Annotated in this window: 14 protein-coding genes; 7 read left to right on the top strand and 7 right to left on the bottom strand. The window is 61.5% G+C overall.

From position 1 onward, the window contains the following. Positions 1-32: 32 nt before the first annotated feature. Positions 33-569, bottom strand: coding sequence for a gamma carbonic anhydrase family protein (locus C7S18_RS04930; RefSeq protein ID WP_106890513.1), 537 nt, complete (start codon positions 567-569; stop codon positions 33-35). A gap of 2 nt (positions 570-571) precedes the next feature. Then, entirely contained in the window at positions 572-1,771 is a 1,200-nt protein-coding gene (locus C7S18_RS04935; RefSeq protein WP_106890514.1) for a DesA family fatty acid desaturase, read from the bottom strand. A gap of 275 nt (positions 1,772-2,046) precedes the next feature. Here C7S18_RS04935 and C7S18_RS04940 point away from each other — a divergent pair, with 275 nt between their 5' ends. After that, positions 2,047-3,288, top strand: a complete 1,242-nt coding sequence (locus C7S18_RS04940; RefSeq protein WP_106890515.1) for a GGDEF domain-containing protein — start codon at positions 2,047-2,049, stop codon at positions 3,286-3,288. A 65-nt stretch (positions 3,289-3,353) separates the two neighbouring features. On the opposite strand, the gene C7S18_RS04945 is transcribed toward C7S18_RS04940, so the two are convergent. The 4 genes from C7S18_RS04945 to mrcB are packed head-to-tail and all read right to left on the bottom strand — an operon-like array spanning position 3,354 to position 8,892. Then, positions 3,354-4,061, bottom strand: coding sequence for a 2OG-Fe dioxygenase family protein (locus C7S18_RS04945; protein ID WP_106893919.1), 708 nt, complete (start codon positions 4,059-4,061; stop codon positions 3,354-3,356). Then, a complete protein-coding gene (gene yoaA, locus C7S18_RS04950) occupies positions 4,048-6,006 on the bottom strand; it encodes a DNA repair helicase YoaA (RefSeq protein WP_106890516.1) in 1,959 nt (652 codons plus the stop codon). Before yoaA ends, C7S18_RS04945 begins: the two co-directional genes overlap by 14 nt. Further along, positions 6,006-6,551: a tetratricopeptide repeat protein gene (locus C7S18_RS04955; RefSeq protein WP_170113117.1), complete on the bottom strand. Its 546-nt coding sequence runs from the start codon at positions 6,549-6,551 to the stop codon at positions 6,006-6,008. Before C7S18_RS04955 ends, yoaA begins: the two co-directional genes overlap by 1 nt. A gap of 7 nt (positions 6,552-6,558) precedes the next feature. Then, complete coding sequence (gene mrcB, locus C7S18_RS04960) at positions 6,559-8,892, bottom strand: penicillin-binding protein 1B (RefSeq protein ID WP_170113118.1); 2,334 nt, start codon at positions 8,890-8,892, stop codon at positions 6,559-6,561. 190 nt (positions 8,893-9,082) lie between these two features. Here mrcB and C7S18_RS04965 point away from each other — a divergent pair, with 190 nt between their 5' ends. Further along, positions 9,083-11,050 carry an alpha/beta hydrolase family protein gene (locus C7S18_RS04965; protein ID WP_106890519.1) on the top strand — a complete coding sequence of 656 codons (1,968 nt, stop codon included), beginning with the start codon at positions 9,083-9,085 and terminating at the stop codon, positions 11,048-11,050. Positions 11,051-11,231: 181 nt separating this feature from the next. Here the strand turns inward: C7S18_RS04965 and C7S18_RS04970 are convergent, their stop codons facing one another. Further along, positions 11,232-12,623 carry a class II fumarate hydratase gene (locus tag C7S18_RS04970; protein ID WP_106890520.1) on the bottom strand — a complete coding sequence of 464 codons (1,392 nt, stop codon included), beginning with the start codon at positions 12,621-12,623 and terminating at the stop codon, positions 11,232-11,234. Positions 12,624-12,789: 166 nt separating this feature from the next. On the opposite strand from C7S18_RS04970, the gene C7S18_RS04975 reads away from it, so the two are divergent. The 5 genes from C7S18_RS04975 to C7S18_RS04995 all read left to right on the top strand — a co-directional run bounded on the left by C7S18_RS04975 (position 12,790) and on the right by C7S18_RS04995 (position 16,922). Further along, complete coding sequence (locus C7S18_RS04975) at positions 12,790-13,089, top strand: YciI family protein (RefSeq protein WP_106890521.1); 300 nt, start codon at positions 12,790-12,792, stop codon at positions 13,087-13,089. Then, positions 13,086-13,355, top strand: coding sequence for a BolA family protein (locus C7S18_RS04980; RefSeq protein WP_106890522.1), 270 nt, complete (start codon positions 13,086-13,088; stop codon positions 13,353-13,355). The genes C7S18_RS04975 and C7S18_RS04980 overlap by 4 nt, the downstream gene beginning before the upstream one ends. Before the next feature lie 233 nt (positions 13,356-13,588). Further along, positions 13,589-14,479, top strand: a complete 891-nt coding sequence (locus tag C7S18_RS04985; RefSeq protein WP_106890523.1) for a segregation and condensation protein A — start codon at positions 13,589-13,591, stop codon at positions 14,477-14,479. Continuing rightward, positions 14,476-15,570, top strand: a complete 1,095-nt coding sequence (gene scpB / locus C7S18_RS04990; RefSeq protein ID WP_425481089.1) for an SMC-Scp complex subunit ScpB — start codon at positions 14,476-14,478, stop codon at positions 15,568-15,570. The genes C7S18_RS04985 and scpB overlap by 4 nt, the downstream gene beginning before the upstream one ends. Beyond that, entirely contained in the window at positions 15,567-16,922 is a 1,356-nt protein-coding gene (locus tag C7S18_RS04995; RefSeq protein ID WP_106890525.1) for a pseudouridine synthase, read from the top strand. Before scpB ends, C7S18_RS04995 begins: the two co-directional genes overlap by 4 nt. Positions 16,923-17,071 lie beyond the last annotated feature (149 nt).

The following is a 17,071-nucleotide window of genomic DNA, read 5'->3' on the forward strand; positions in this document are numbered from 1 at the left end:
CTGGACCCTGCATGCAGATCAACCCGGGCTTGTCAGCCTTGCAGGTACTCGTTTTTCAGACGCACGTAGTGCTTGGCGGAGTAGTAGAGCATCTCGATTTCTTTGTCGCCCAAACGGCGCACACATTTGCCTGGGTTCCCAAGCCACATCTCGCCACTTTGGACGACTTTTCCGGGCGGCACCAAACAACCGGCGCCAACAAAGCCGTGCGTCATGACGCGGGCGCCGTCCAGTACCGTCGCGCCCATGCCAATGAGGCAGGCATCTTCGATCGTGCATGCATGCAGAATGGCGCCATGACCGACAGTCACATCGGCGCCGATCAGCAGCGGAAAGCCGCCAGCGGTGACCGGGCCATCGTGCGTCACGTGCAGAATGGCGCCGTCCTGGATATTGGTGCGGGCGCCGATGCGGATGTAATGCACATCGCCACGCACCACGCACATCGGCCAAATTGACGCGTCCTCACCCACCTCGACATCGCCAATCACCACCGCTGCCGGATCGACATAGACACCGGCAGCGAGGCGAGGCAGCTGGCCCTTGTAGGGGCGGATCGACGTGCTCACCGTTAGACTGCCTGCGGCGCCAAGGACCAGCCGCGAAGATCCGCCGCAAACTGCGCCAGCGCTCGCGAGCCCGAGGCTTCGGCCTCACTGCACCAAGCCCGCAGGGCTTCCAGCCGTTCCTCAGCGTTCTTGCTGGTTCGGGCGAGAATCTCGTTCAAGCGACGGCGGTGCTCCACCAACGTTGCGAGCGACGGGCGCGTTGCCAGCCAGGTTTCCATGGCTTCGCGCTGCTCGTTGCTGAGCCAACGGCCATCGCTCGCAATACCGCGGCGCAAACGGCCAGAGAGCCGGATCCCGGCGCGTTTGGCCGCTGCCAGTTCGTCGTGCAGGGTAGGTCGGATCACTTCGCGGAAGTAGCGTTTGGACAACTCGAAGCGCACCGTCATCGCCGCCTTCAGGGTCTCCGCATCGGGCAGCTGAATATTCGGGCGAACGTGCAGTGTCGGCGCAATACGCAGCACCTTGGCCAAGCCAAGCCGGCGCAGCAACGAGATCACCGACCAGCCGATATCCCACTCATACCGGCGCAGCTGAAACTTGGCCGAGCTCGGATAGGCATGGTGGTTGTTGTGCAATTCTTCGCCACCAATGAAAAACGCCCAAGGTGTCAGATTGGTCGAGCGATCGTCCGTCTCGAAATTGCGATAGCCCCACCAGTGGCCCAGGCCATTGACAACACCTGCGGCCATGACTGGAATCCAGAGCATCTGGAACGCCCAGATTGCGACCCCGATAAAGCCGAACAATGCGAGGTTGATGAAGAACATCAAGGACGGGCCCCAGTTGGGGTGCGCGGCGTAGAGCTTGCGCTCGATGAAATCGTCTTCCAGGCCTTGCGAGAACTGCATGATCATCTCGCGGTCCTTCTTCGCTTCCTGATAAAGCGTCACGCCGTGAAACACCACTTTCCAGATACCGTGCGCAACCGGGCTATGCGGATCTTCCTCAGTCTCAACGCGGGCGTGGTGCTTGCGGTGAATGGCAACCCAGTCGCGGGTGACCATGGCCGTTGTGAGCCAGGTCCAGAAGCGAAACACGTGCGCGATCAACGGATGGAACTCGACCGAGCGATGCGCTGCCGAACGATGCAGAAACAGCGTGGTGCCGAAGATGGTGAGCTGCGTGACCGCGAAGAAATAGGCAATGACCAGCCAAGTGGGTGAGCCGGTGAGGCCATGAGCCAGAAAATCAAGAATCGACATGAGCGAGTCCTAGTCAGTCAGATTTGGATTATTGCGGCAGTCGCCGGCTCAGTCCAACAAACAAACGGTTGTTTGGCACTCGGTGCCACTTTTTGTGGCGATCTGATGGACCACGGGGGCCTGCCAGGTTCACATTACGGCGAGCCCGGAGCGTGTGCGGGGCACACTGACTGACAAGCCGTGGCCATTGCCAAGCCTCCCGTCTTCCGGAATTCTGTTGCACAGCGTTGGCGCAGGGCCGCAGGCGAACGGGCACATTCGCGGGCGCGGACCTGATGAGGATTGTGAACTGGCGACCGAGCAACTTGCGAGCCGCGACAGGCCATGGTAACGCTGCGGTCGTGGACCCGCGATCGATCTTTCTGACCCTCGCGATGCTGAGCCTGCTCACTGGCGGGGTCTTGGGGCTGATGCATCGGAGCCTGCTGCCTGATGTGCAGCGGGCGGCTGTGCTGTGGCGCCAGGGAACGTTGATGGTGGCCATGTCGGGTGCGATGTTCGCGTTTCAGGACCTGCTGCCGCGATGGCTCGGTGTCATTGTGGCCAATGGTCTGCTGCTGTTCGGCCTAACCACTTATCTACACGCCTTACGCTCCTTTTTTGCGTTACCCAGTCCTCGTTTGGCCTACCTGCTCGCGGCAGTCGTGATCGCGCTGCTGGGTTGGTTCGTGCTCGTTGTCGATCTGTACGCGGTCCGGGTGGGCTTGTCGTCGGTCCTGATTGGCGGATTGTTGTTAGTGTCGGCGCTGACGGTTCATCAGAACCGACGTTCCGACCTCGAAACGTCGGCACGGATCATGGCTGGTATCTTGTTTTTCTCGGCACTGGTAATGGCAGCACGGATGTTGAGTGCGCCGTTCCTGAATGGCCCCAACGTGTTGGTGCCGAATGTGATGAATATTCTTGCAGGCTTGGTTGGCGCGATATTCCCGGTGGTCGGCACTACCGCGTTCCTGATGATGTGCTCCGATCGCGCCAGGCTGCGGTTACTGAAGGCTTCGGTTACCGACGAGCTCACCGACTTGCCCAATCGGCGTGCCTTGGCCGAGTTTGCTGCCACCCAGAGGCGTCAGCTCGGCGCTGGCCGCAGTGTGGCATTGCTATTGTTCGACCTGGATCGCTTCAAACTGATCAACGACACCTATGGGCACGAAGCAGGTGACCGCGCGCTGATTCATGTTGCCGGCATCTTGAAGCGTCTGGCACCCAACGACGCTCTGGCCGGACGGTTTGGCGGCGAGGAATTTCTCTGTGTGTTGCCCGTGACATCGATTGACACCGCGATGGCACTTGCCGAAGCCATTCGCGCCGAACTCGCCCGATCGCCGATGCAATTGGGCCAAGAGCGCATGACGATCACGGCGTCTTTCGGCGTCAGCCTGATGGAATCGAATGCTGACGCGCTCGATCGGGCGTTGGCGAAAGCCGACCGGGCGATGTACCGCGCCAAGGCCAGCGGGCGCAATCGCGTCGAACTCTTCGATCAGGTGGGGCAGGCCTCGGCGAATCTCAAGTGACCGTCGCCGGACTGGCTTGCCGAGAGCGCTTGCTGCGATTCCGGCGCCGATTGCGACTCGAACGCCTACAGCGCGCGAAAGGTCAGCACTAGAACGTCGCGCCAAGCCGGCTCTTCAATGAGCAGCGGCGACACCGGGGTGACGCCATGCAAGCAGCGGTGGTCATTCAGCACCACCAGATCGAAGGGGTCGGTCAACACGAACGCGTCAAGGAGACGGCCGTCGGGTGCGTGAATGGTGGTGGTCCCGCGTTGAATGTTTTGGCGTTCGATCAGCATGACCAATACGTAATCAACGCCATCCCGGTGCACGCCCTCGGGCGTGGGCTTGCCGGGGGAATTGCGCCCCGCCTCGATCCGGAATTGATGCGCCTCGATATGCCAATGCGCGCGTCCGTGCGACTGGTTCAACATGTCGAGTGCAAATCCGAGTACACGACGCACAACGGGATGCGCCAGCACCTCGGACGAGATCGGCGCAAACCATCGCTCAATGCCGCCATTCAACCGGTTGTATTGAAGACTCTGATAGTGCGGTTGCTCGGGCTCAATGACGAGATCATCGAGATCGTGCGCGTTCATTACCGCATAGCGTCGGCGCCGATAGCGCCCGGCATCGGCCATATACTCGTCGCGCGGCATGTCCTGCCATTGCGCGCGCAGCACTGGCAGCGTGGCGGTTTGCAGGTCGAGTGCTTCGATGGCATCGGCGGCAGGCAGAAAGCAAAAGCCTTGTTCGCCGAGCAGAGTTTGGCAATGCTCAAGAATGTTCATCGTCGCCATTGTTCATGGTCACCGTGGCATTGGCAAAGAACGCTTGGACATCAGCCAATGACCGCGTGGGCCGCATCGGCGGCAAAGAGTTTAAAAATATCCGGCCATAACTCGATGCCGTCAAGCGTGGATCACCGAGCACGAGCACGCCGCGATCACTGGAATCGCGGATCAATCGGCCGGCGCCTTGCTTCATGGCGATGGCAGCATTCGGAATCTGGATCTCACCAAATGGGCTGCCGCCTTCATCCTTGCAGCGCTGCATTCGCGCTTCCAGGATGGGATCATCGGGCGGCGCAAACGGCAGTTTGTCGATGACGACCACCGACAACGCATCGCCTTGCACATCGACGCCCTCCCAGAAACTCGCGGCCCCGAGCAACACGCCGTTGCCGGATGCCCGGAACTGCTCCAGCAGACTGGTTCGAGTGGCGGTGCCTTGCACGAACAGCGGGAAGGGCAGGTCAGACAGGAGTTCGGCCGCCCGCTTCAAGGCGCGGTGCGACGTAAAGAGCAGAAACGCGCGCCCACCTGATGCCGCCAGCACCGGCCGCACGGCATCGATCAGGGATTGCGTGTGTTCGAATGAGTTGGGCGCCGGCAGACTTGGCGGCAGATACATCAAGGCTTGGTTGCGGTAATCGAATGGGCTCGGCAGCAGCAGCGTTTCTGGATCCCATAAGCCAATGGAACGCGTAAAGTGTTCGAAGCGCTTGCCGACACTCAATGTCGCTGACGTGAACACCCAGGCGGCGCGCAGTCGTTGCCGGAACTCGGTCAATGGTTTGGCGACATCAAGCGGCGTGGCGGTAATCGTGACGCTCCGCTCACCGACTTCGTACCAAACGATGCGATCGCGATCATCCAGCGCCTCAGTCACATCGAGTCGCTGCAACAGCAGCTCGGCGCGATCCCGGCAGCTTTCGAGACCCGGACTCGCTTCGGCGATTTCGCTCAATTGCAGATGCAGGTCGTGCAAGTATTGGCGCAGTTCGGTCATGGCCTTCTGCACGTCCGGTCGGCCCGCAACGGTGACCCAAGCCGCGCGCGCGTTTTGGCCATGCAGTGCGAGACGCAGGTCGCGCATCGCAAGATCCAGATTGGCGCCTGCGAGCTTGATTGCCGCCTTGGTACCTGCGGCTGCGGCGGCCTCACGTTCCGCATCGGATTTCAGTTCGGCAATTTGGCGGGTCGACACACTCTCGCCAAAGAATTGTCCCGCTAGTTCGGGAATCTGATGCGCCTCATCGATGATGAACACATTGGCGCCAGGCAGGATTTCACCGAAGCCCTCGCGACGGATGGCGAGATCGGCGAACAGCAGATGATGGTTGACGACGACGAGGTCGGCTTCCTGCGCGGCGCGCCGGGCGCGCACCACAAAGCATTCGTTGAAATGTGGGCAATCGCTGCCCAGGCAGTTGTCACTTGTTGATGTCACGCGCGGCCAGATCGGCGAGTCTTCCGCCACGGTGTCCATTTCGGCGATATCGCCACTGAGGGTACGCCCCGACCAAGCCTGGATCCGCATCAGTTCGGCGACTTGCATCCGGCTTTGCAACTGACCTTCGAGTCGCGTCTTCTCCAGACGGTCTTTGCAAAGGTAATTCGCGCGGCCTTTCAGCAAGGCCACTTTGGCCCGACTCCCGAGCGCCTTCCGCACGCGAGGCAAGTCGCGATGAAACAACTGGTCCTGAAGCGCCTTGGTGCCGGTTGACACAATGACCTTGATACCGGATTGCAGCGCCGGCACCAGATACGCGAATGTCTTGCCAGTGCCAGTGCCGGCCTCGACGACCAATTCGCCCGTCTGCTCAATCGTCCGCTCGATCGCGCGGGCCATGTGGATCTGCACATCGCGAACGCGAAAGCCGACGATATTGGCGGCCAGTGCACCGTCCTGATCGAGCGCGATTTCGGCGAGCGTCCTGGCCTCGGCTTCCATCAGAAGCGCTGCTGGATTGGTGGGAAGCAGTCTTTGGCTTTGGTTCGCAAACTGTTGGCACCGGCAGGATCGGCCGACTCTTCGCGGGCTGCAGCCTGGGTCAGACGGATTCGCACACAAAGCTCGCCGAAGTCGATCCCCAAGCCTTCGGCCGTCTTGGCGTGCGCTTCGGCGTCGGTGAAGTTCCGCTTCGCGAGCGCAATCTCGGCGCGCTGCTGCCAGAGCGCTGGGTCGTCCTGGCGGAGACTGAGCGCTTCGCGAAGAACCGTCTCGGCCTCATCGAACTTGCGCTGTTCCACAAGCGTCAGCGCGCGCTTTCGAAACCACAGCACGTCGGCATCCGCGAGCGGATAGGCGCCGCCACCTTGGTCGACCTTGGCGGCTTCGGCACGGATCTCGCCCACCCAATCACGTGGGGGTGGTTCGGGTGGCGGTGGCGGTTCGACCGGTGCGGGCGCGGTTTGGCACGCGCTGAGCGACACCAGTGCGAGCAGCAGCGCCGGTCGATGCCAGCCCCGTCGACACCAGAGGGTGAGCGGATTCATTGCAGGACTATCCATGTCGGTCTATCACCTCATCGTCACGCGAGAACCGTTCGCGCAGCCAGTCATCCAATTGAAACCCGCCACAGTTGGAAAATTCAACTGGTTGGTAATCACGAATAAACGGGATGGCACGCGCCCCGTCGCAATCGGGCTCGGTCAGCATTTGGGTACTCGGGTTCACCCAGTAGACTGCCGGATCGTGGCCGAGGTCCAGTCGAAGCGGCTCGGTCGGCAGCTTCTCGAACAAGCCCGCCCAGAGCCGCATCGCACCCGTGGCGCCATAAAAGCCGGCCTTGTCGTTGTTGTCCCGACCAAGCCAGACCACGGCCAAGTGCGAGCCCGTATAGCCCGCAAACCAGGAGTCGCGCTTGTCGTCGCTGGTACCGGTCTTGCCGGCAATTTCCAAGTCCGCCAGGCCGAGCTGGGTCAGGCTCGCGGCGGTGCCGGTGCGGGCGGCCTCCTGCAGCGCATACGTGACCAAGCGCGAAGCCTGGACCAGATCCCCCGCGTTTTGCTGACTGGCGTAGCGGCTCAAAGGTCGGCCATGGGCGTCGATGACCGCCCGAACAGAGTTCAGCGCCACCAAGTGGCCGTCGGCGGCGAGGTACTGATAAGCCTGCGCGACTTGCAATGGTGAGAGTTCGGTCGCACCCAGCAGCAAGCTCGGATGCGGTGACACCTTGGCACCGGGAATCAGTGCTTCCAGCACGCGCCGGACCTTGTTCACATCGAGCCCCACACCCAGGCGGACCGTAGCGATGTTGTACGAGCGGGCGAGCGCATCGATCAGGGGAACGGTGCCGTGTTCCTGATTGTCGGAATTGCGCGGTCGCCAATCGGGTGCGCCGCGTTGGCGAAGCACGAACTCGGTGTCGTCGAGCGGGGTGATCAGCGAATAGCGATCGGGTTGGGCGAGCGCGACGAGATACACGAACGGCTTGACCAACGAACCGATGGGCCGGGCCGCATCCATCGCCCGATTGAATCCGGGCTCATCCGGATTGCGACCACCGACCATGGCCTCGATGCTGCCCGTTGCCGCATGCGTCACGACCATGGCCGCCTCTAAGCCGGAGGTGTCCTTCGCCAACGTCTTGATCTTTTCGCTGACGGCCTTCTCGGCGTATTGCTGCGTGGAAGGGGCGAGCGAGGTGAAGATGCTCAAGCCTTCCGTGGCCAGCGCCTGGCTGTCAAAATCGCTCGACAGCTGTGCCCGAACGAGCGCCATGAAGGCCGGGTACCGATTCTGTGGCAGTGCACCGCCTCCGACCACGCTGAGGCCCTGGCGGCGCATCGTCTCGGCATCGAACGGGCTGATGAGCTTGGCCTCAGCCATTTCTTGCAGCACCAGATTGCGACGCTTCAGCGCAGCGAGGGACGCGCGCCTTGGGTCGTAGACCGACGGGCCTTTGATGATCCCGACGAGCAGGGCGATCTCGTGCGGTCGCAGGGTGTTCAGATCACGGCCGAAATAAAACTCCGAGGCGGCGCCGATTCCGTGCACGGCCTGCGCGCCATGTTGGCCCAGATAGACCTCGTTGAGGTAGGCCTCGAGAATCTTGTCCTTGCTGTAGCGGTGCTCGATGGTGAGCGCAATCGCCATTTCATTGAGTTTGCGGGCCAGCTTCTTGCGCCGATCGAGAAACAAGTTGCGCACCAACTGTTGTGTCAGCGTAGAGCCGCCTTGACTCAGCTCGCCTTGGCTTGCATTGACCCACAGCGCGCGCATCAATCCTTTTGGGTCCACTCCATGATGGCCGTAGAAGTTCTTGTCTTCGACTGCCAAAAGCGTCTGCACGAACAACGGCGGCACTTCGCTCAATTTGACGAGGCGCCGTTCCTGGCGCGACTTTCCGTATAGCGTTGCGATGCGGGCGGGATCGATCAGCGCGGACTCAAGATCGGTGTCAGTGCCGAGTTCGCGGAGCTCATTGACGCGACCACGATTTATGCCAACCAGCAACCGCGATTCGCGATGCCGACCATCGCCGTCGATGAATTCGCGGGTATGGATTTCGAAGGTTTGGTCCCGTAACGAGAACGTGCCGGGCTCGATAACCGGATCGGCCTCGGCATAGCGCGCGGCGGCGAGTTCCAGTTTCAGCGTGGCGAGGTCCATGCGCTGGCCGCGTTCGAGACGAAGGGGGCGTGCAAAGACGCGACTCGGCAGCTCGTACGTCAGGTTGTCGAATCCGGCCTTGACGAGGCGGTCGAGGTACCAGAAGTACGGCAGCGCAAAGCCGAGACCGATGCCCAGCAGCAGCCAGCCGGGAATACGCAGCCAGTGATACAGGATTGCGAGCGCCGGCTGGACCTTGTCTGTCCAAAGGGTTTTATTCAAAAAAGACATACCCGTGAGTTTAGCGAAGGGATTTGCGCGGATGAGGGCGATTTGCTGAATGAGCGAGGCGGCGGCCGGGTGGGTTGGTATCATGAAAGGCTGGTGGACCCATGTTGTTCGGGTCTGACGTGTCGTCCCGGGGCCTTCAGAATTGCTAAATGGGGCCTCTGTCTTGAGTTGGAGCTTCGGAATGAAAGAATTGTTGGCGTCCCTCGCGCTGTCGTGCTGCTTGCCGGTCCTGGCTCAGCCACCCGAACTGGAGTCCTTGTTTGCCAAATCGGTGATGACCAAGGCGCGGTTGTCGCCCAGCGGCTCGCATTTTGCTGCCCTGACCACCATTGAGGGGCGGCAGACGCTGAAAATGCTCGATCTGGAGACGCGAACGCCGTTTTTCGTCAACGGCCCGGATAACGCCGAAATCGCCGATTTCGAATGGGTCAGTGACCAGCGTCTGATATTCACGCTGTCTGATCAAATCGGTGGCGAGAGTGGCTATTTCCCGACTGGCGAATGGCTGGCCATCAACGCCGATGGCAGCAAGCAGAAGTACTTGTTCGGTTTTCGCGGCGAGGATAGCGCCGGCACGCATATCAACAAAGGGACTGCCAGCATGGCCGGTGCCGACATAGTCGACACCTTGGAACAGGACGACCGCTATGTGCTGTTGCAGGTCTACCCATGGGGGTCTGGCGATGCGGTACGCGAGATCATCCGCGTGGACGTGCGCTCGGGCGCGCGCAAGAAGATTGCCCGCATGCCGGCACGCCGTGCCCGGGTATTGGTTGATTCGAACGGCGAACCGCGCATCAGTTTTGCGCCGAACCCGGATGGCGTTTCGACCGACGTGTATGCGCGCACGGCCGACCAGCCAGATTGGTCGCCGCTCAAGCTGAGCGCGCTGGCGGGCAGCGTCGTCCAACCCGTTGCCATGGCACCCGACAACCGGCGGTTTTATGCGACGCTGACGACGAAATCTGGCCCGGATGCATTTGTGCTGGTAGATCCGAGTGCAGACAAGTATGAGCTCCTGGCGCGGCACGACTACGCCGATCCAGCTTACGTGATCGCGACCCGCCGGACGAAAGGCGAGCCCGTGGCGATTGGCTTCGAAGAGGCGACGCCGCTGCTGGCGGCATTGACCGACGGTCCTGAAATTCAGGTTATGGCGGCACTCGGCGGCGCATTCAAAGGCGAACACGCGCGGCTGATCGATGCGGATCGGGAGGGCAAGCGATACTTGGTCGAGGTTTACAGCGAGCGCCGGGAAGGCGACTACTTCCTGTACGACACCGCCACAAAGAAGGCGCAGCTTGTTGGTAGTGCGCGCGCGTCGGTCAAGCCGGACACGCTGGTCGCGAGCCAAGCGATCAGTCTGAAGAGTCGGGATGGGCTAACGCTGCGCGGCTACCTCACGGCCGCCCCGCGCGGAGCCGATGCCCCTAAGCCGCCGATGGTCGTGCTGGTGCATGGCGGCCCTTATGACATCTACGATCAGCGCCACTATGACCCTGAAGTGCAAGCGCTGGCCACGCGCGGCTTTGCGGTGCTGCAGGTGAATTTTCGCGGTAGTGGCGGCTTTGGTCGGGCGTTTCTGGAGGCCGGTTCCAAGCAATGGGGCGGCACGATGCAGGACGACCTGACGGATGCAACGCGTTGGGCGATTGAACAGGGTCATGCCGATCCAAAGCGGATCTGCATCATGGGCGGCAGCTATGGTGCTTACGCCGCCATGATGGGCGCCGCGCGCGAGCCCGAGTTGTATCGCTGTGCCGTTGGCTCGTTTGGTGTTTACGATCTGGCGATGATGTTTGAGAAAGGCGACATTGACGACAGCGAATTCGGGATCAACTACCTGAAGAATCGTCTTGGAGCAAACAAGGAGGGCCTTCGCGATCTGTCGCCGGTGTACCTCGCCGACCAGATCAAGGCGGATGTGATGCTGATTGCCGGTGGCGCCGATACGCGTGCCCCGGAGGCGCACAGCAAAGCAATGCGCAAGGCGCTTGAAGCCCAAGGCAAAACAGTGACGTACTTCAGCAAACCCACAGAGGGGCACGGGTTTGGTGATATCGGCAACCAGATCGAGATGATGACCCAGGTGCTCGACTTCCTGGAGCAGGCCATTGGTGCGGGCGGGGACGCATCCGGCACGCATTGACGCGCGTGTCGCGCCGATGGTGGCGGGGCTGATGCGACTTGTGCTGACGAGGGTTTCAGGTCCGGACGTGCGCCGGACTCGAGACGACGGCAGTGGGACTGGAAGTTCAAAGACCGTCGTGTCGGATCAACCGCCAGCCACGATGACGCTGGCATCCAGAAGCGAATGCGGAGCGGGTGGATCAACCACCACCCGGGCCCGCCCCGCCGCCACGCGTGAGTGCGGCGGGCGATAGCAATTCGGCCAATTCCTCGCGACTCAGGCTGGTCATCTCAGCGGCCACGTCCAATACGGACCGCCCCTCGCGATAGGCGCGCTTGGCGATCTCGGCACCGCGTTCGTAACCAATCTGGGCGTTCAGTGCCGTGATCAGAATCGGGTTTTTCGCCAGCGTGTCATTCAGGCGCGTGACATTGACGGTAAACCCGGCAATGACGCGATCGGCGAGCAGCATGGTCGCTTTGCTCAACAGGTCGATGCTCTGCAGCAGATTGTCGGCGATCAGGGGCAGCATGACGTTCAGTTGAAAATTGCCCGATTGCCCCGCCACGGTAATGGCCATATGCAGTCCCATCACCTGCGCGGCGACCATGCAGACCGCTTCCGGAATGACCGGGTTGACCTTGCCTGGCATGATTGACGAGCCGGGCTGCAGCGCTGGCAGGGCGATTTCTCCAAGTCCCGCCAGCGGGCCGGAATTCATCCAGCGCAAATCGTTGCAGATCTTCATCAGGCTGCACGCGAGCGTGTTCAATTGGCCCGAGAGTTCGACGCACTCATCCTTTGCCGAAATTCCTTCAAAATAGTTATCCGCACTCTCAAATGGCACCGTGCTTTCTGCTGCGAGCAATTCGGCGACTCGCGGACCGAGTCGCGCATCTGCATTGATACCCGTACCCACCGCCGTGCCGCCCAGCGGCAGGCGCGCGACCCGGCGCGCGCTGTCGGCGAGGCGCTCGATATTGCTGCGGACCTGCGCGCACCAACCGAGCAGTTCCTGACCCAGGGTAATGGGCATGGCGTCCATCAAATGGGTGCGCCCGGTCTTGACCGTGTCCAAGTGCTCGGCGGCCCGCTGGTGCAACAGTGATTTCAGGTGCAGCAATGCCGGAATCAATTGGTCGGACACCGCCTCGGCGGCTGCGACTTGAATCGCGGTTGGGACGACGTCGTTCGAGCTCTGGCCGAAGTTCACATGATCATTGGGGTGCACTTTGCGCCCGAGCCGCTGGCTGGCCAAGGTCGCGATGACTTCGTTTGCGTTCATGTTGCTGCTGGTGCCCGAGCCAGTCTGAAACACGTCGATCGGGAAATGCGCCAAATGGCCGCCGGCGCGAATTTCGGCGGCTGCACTCGCAATAGCGAGTGCCATGTCTTGGGGCAGATACCCAAACTCGGCATTGGCGCGCGCGCAGGCAGACTTGATCGCGGCCAGAGCCTGGATAAAGCCGGCCGGCATCGGCCGGCCCGAGACGGGGAAATTCTGCACCGCGCGCTGAGTGGATGCGCCATAGAGCGCCTCAGCTGGCAGCACCATGGGGCCAAAACTATCGTGTTCGATTCGCGTGTTCATGAGCGGACAGACCTGGATGGAGGCCGGGGCAGACGGCCGGGCAAGGTCTTCTAGTATTGCATGCGGGTGGTTGCCGGCCGGAGTCGTTGGATGCTTTGCGCCACGCTTTTCGGGAGACCACAAGACCGCGCTATGCTTCCGCTTTCTGTGAATCAGGATTGGACCTATGTGGTATGCCATTGTCGGCGAAGATCGCGAGAACAGTCTGGCTGATCGCCTCGCAGCCCGTCCGGCCCATGTGGCCCGGTTGAATGCATTGAAGGACGAGGGGCGCTTGCTGCTTGCGGGGCCGTTTCCGGCGATCGACAGCGACGACCCGGGTCCTGCCGGATTTACCGGGAGCCTGATCGTGGCCGAGTTTGCCAGTCTGGCGGACGCGGAGGCTTGGGCCGCGGCGGATCCGTATGTCGCGGCCGGGGTGTATGCATCGGTTCGTGTGCGCCCATTTCGAAAGGTGCTGCCATGAACGACGAGCGCCTTGCCGCCATGCGCGAGCGCCTGGAATCGGCGCTGGCTCCCGAGTTCCTCGACATTATTGATGACAGTCACAAGCATGTGGGCCATGCCGGTGCCCGCGATGGCCGGGGCCATTTCACGGTCCGGATTCGCGCCAAGGCCTTGGCGGGTCAAGCCATGCTGGCGCAACACCGCGCCATCTATGCGGCGCTCGGCACGATGATGGAGACCGATATCCACGCGCTGGCGATCAAGGTGCTCGGGCCCGAGGCCTGATCGGGAGTGGTGGTTCCGGATCGGATTCATGAACCAATTCCGTGCCCTGGCTGGACAAATCGGCCAAACCCGCCTACATTGCGCGTCACGCCGCCCGGTCAGTCTGCCGGCGCGCCGCGCCTCCCCGACTGCCTGAACAAACGCGTTGCGACATGCAGGGCGGGGGTCTGCCGTTAGGATCGTCCGTCCGAGCGCCTCTGGCGTCCGACTGGTTTCGTGAGTTCGTTGACCCAATGTCCGAAGAGCTAGACGCGGCCCCTTCAGCCCCTGTGTTGAAAACGCCGCCAGTGCAAACTGAAATGCCCTTGGCGATGGTGCGGGGTGAGCCGGTGCTCACCATGCCGCAGGACCTCTACATTCCGCCGGATGCCCTGGAAGTCATCCTGGAGGCATTTGAAGGCCCGCTCGACTTGCTGTTGTACCTGATCCGCCGGCAGAACCTGGAAATCCTCGACATTCCGATCGCCGAAATCACCCGGCAGTACATGGAATACATCGAGCTGATGAAGGACATCAAACTCGAACTCGCCGCCGACTACCTCGTGATGGCCGCAATTCTGTGCGAAATCAAGTCGCGGCTCCTGCTGCCCCGGCCGGTCAACGAGGTTGGTGAAGAGGAAGACCCGCGCGCCGACTTGGTGCGCCGCCTGCAGGAATACGAGCGGTTCAAGAAAGCTGCCGAAGATATCGACCGGCTGCCGCGCGAGGGCCGAGACTTCTACCGAGTCGATGCCCATGTCGTCGAGCGCAACACCATTTCGGTGCCGCCACCGGTCGAAATGCGCGAGTTGTTGCTTGCCCTGAAAGACGTGATGAAGCGGGCCGAGTTGTTCGGCCGCCACAACATCAAGCGCGAGGCGCTTTCGGTGCGCGCGCGCATGAGCGAAGTCCTGACGCGCGTCAGCGACGGTGAGTTCATCGAGTTCACCCAACTGTTTACGGTGGAAGAGGGCAGGCTCGGCGTGGTGGTGACCTTTCTGGCCATTCTCGAATTGGCCAAGGAAAACCTGCTCGAAATCACCCAGAACGAATCGATGGCGCCCATCTACGTGCGCGCCAAAACCAGTGAAGCCCCGATTCAGGAAACGGCCGCGCTACCAAGCGTGGTGGAGCCCGAAACATGATGTCAGTAGTCCAACACGAAAACGAGCATGATGTGCCGGCCGTTAGTGAGCCCAACACCGCGCCGGAACCGGTGCGCGCCGAAGGCGAATCCGTCGTCAATCTCGAAGCCGAAATCGAAGCCCAGGATGTATTTTCCGATCAGCCGGTGCATGCGGCGCCAGCGCCGACCGAACTCGCCGAACTGAAACCTTTGCTGGAAGCCATCCTGATGGCGGCCGGTCGGCCGATGACAGTTGAGCATCTGCATGACTTGTTTGGCGAAAAGCAGTCGCCGGGCAAGGAACGGATTCTCGAAGCGCTGTCGGCATTGATGCAAGATTGCGATGGTCGTGGTGTGGAGTTGGTCGAAGTGGCCAGCGGGTTTCGCTACCAGGTTCGGACCGACACGCAGATCTGGGTCTCGCGACTTTGGACAGAGCGGCAAACCAAATATTCGCGGGCGCTGCTCGAAACGCTGGCGCTCATTGCCTACCGGCAACCCATTACGCGTGCCGAAATTGAATCGATACGTGGTGTGGCAGTGTCGAGTTACATCATCAAGACGCTGGAAGAGCGCGAGTGGATTCGCGTGCTCGGCCATCGCGATGTGCCGGGTCGTCCGGCATTGTTTGGCACCACGCGACTATTTCTCGACTACTTCAATCTGAAGAGTCTCGATCAGCTGCCGCCGCTCGCCGAGCTTCGTGATTTCGAATCGCTGGAGCCGCAGATGCCGCTCGCTGGCACCACGCTTGATGAGCCAAAATCGGATGGCGTAGCCGCTGAATCCGAAGCGCCGGCGGACACAGCTGACGTGTTGGCCGACGCCGACCCGGTGCTCCGCGACGATGCGGGTATTGACGAGTCTGCCGATGCCGACTCGGTGCCGTCCGAGCCCATGGCCGCCAATGAATATTCTGAGCAAGGCGATGATGCCCTTGCCGAGCCCCCGTTTGAATCTGGCGATGTCGATGCCATCGCCGATTCCACCCCCGACCTCGTCGTGAATGACGACGTCGAACACCTCAACGAAGACCTGAGCGAGCCAACCACCGATGTGGAACGTGCCGACCTCGTCGATCCCAAACCTGAAGCTGATGAGCAATCATGAATACTGAAAAACCTCGCATGACCCTGTCGTTGAAGAAAGAGAAGCCGGCAGGGCCGATCATCGAAGAACGCATCCAAAAAGTGCTGGCTCAGGCGGGCCTCGGCTCCCGCCGCACCATTGAAGAACGCGTCGCAGCGGGGGAAATCCGCATCAACGGCAACAATGCCGCCATCGGCAACAGCGTCAAGACGGGCGATCGCGTCGAAATCGACGGCAAGGCCTTCATGGCCACGGTCACGCCCGTTGATGACATTCATTTGTTGCTCTATCACAAGCCGGAAGGCGAGATCAGCACGACCGAAGATCCGGAAGGCCGCCGTACCGTGTACGAGCGCATGCCGCGTCTGAAGAACACGCGCTGGATCTCGATCGGTCGTCTGGACATGAACACCACCGGCCTGCTGTTGATGACCACCGATGGTGAATTGGCCAACGCGATGATGCACCCGTCGCGCGAACTGGAACGCGAGTACGTCTGCCGTGTGCATGGGCAGGTGACCGAAGCCATGCTCGACAAGCTCCGCCAAGGCGTTGAGCTCGAAGATGGTCTGGCCAAGTTTGATGAACTGCACGTGATCAATCTCGGCGATAGTCACAGCTGGTTCCGCGTGATCATCAAGGAAGGCCGTAATCGCGAAGTTCGCCGAATGTGGGAAGCCGTGGGCGTTGAAGTCAGTCGCCTGAAGCGCATCCGCTACGGCAAGATCGAACTGCCCCGCGAGCTCCGCCGCGGCCATTTCCGCGCGATGTCGCTTGATGATGTCCGCGCGTTGCGCGAGGAACTTGGCCTCCAACCGATTCCGGAATCGCTGACCTTGCAGCCCGTGATTGGGGTGCGACGCGCGTCGAAGGTATTGAACGAATATCGCCCTGAAGGCAAGAGCGAGAGCTACAGCGCCGGCCGTGCCGATGAAGCCCGGGAACTGCGCGCATTCGATCGCGTTGATGAATTAAAGCGGCCTGGCAAGCGACCGGTTGGCAAGAAGAAGCCGTTCAGCAAGAACAAGCGCGGACCCGGCCAGCCCGTCGATCCGAACAGCTTCCGGAGTTTCGGCGATCGCGATGGCAATCGCATGCCGGGCAATCGCAAGCCTGGCGGCAAGGGTCCAGGTAAGGGTCCGGGCAAGGGTCCGGGCGCAGGTCCGGGCGCAGGTCCGAAGGGACCGGGCAGAGGCGGTCCTGCTGGCAGCAAGGGCCCACGCAAGCCGCGCGAGTTTGTAGGCCCGATGGATTCCAACCAGTTTGCCGAACGCCGACCACCGCGTGGTGGCAATGGCAATGGCAATCGCGGTCCAGGCGGTCCAGGCGGCCCACGCGGCCCGCGTGGTCCGCGCGGCCCGATGGGCATGTAAGCGCGCCTAAGGTATGGGGATTGCGGGAGCGGCTGCAGCCGCGAACTGGTCTTGCCGCAAGACTATTTCGGGCCTGAGGGCCCTCCCGCAATCCGAAAATCCTGTGTTGGTTTTTGTGGGAGCGGGTTCAGCCGCGAACAAGCCTTGCC

The organism is Ahniella affigens, from assembly GCF_003015185.1.
Lineage (GTDB): Bacteria > Pseudomonadota > Gammaproteobacteria > Xanthomonadales > Ahniellaceae > Ahniella > Ahniella affigens.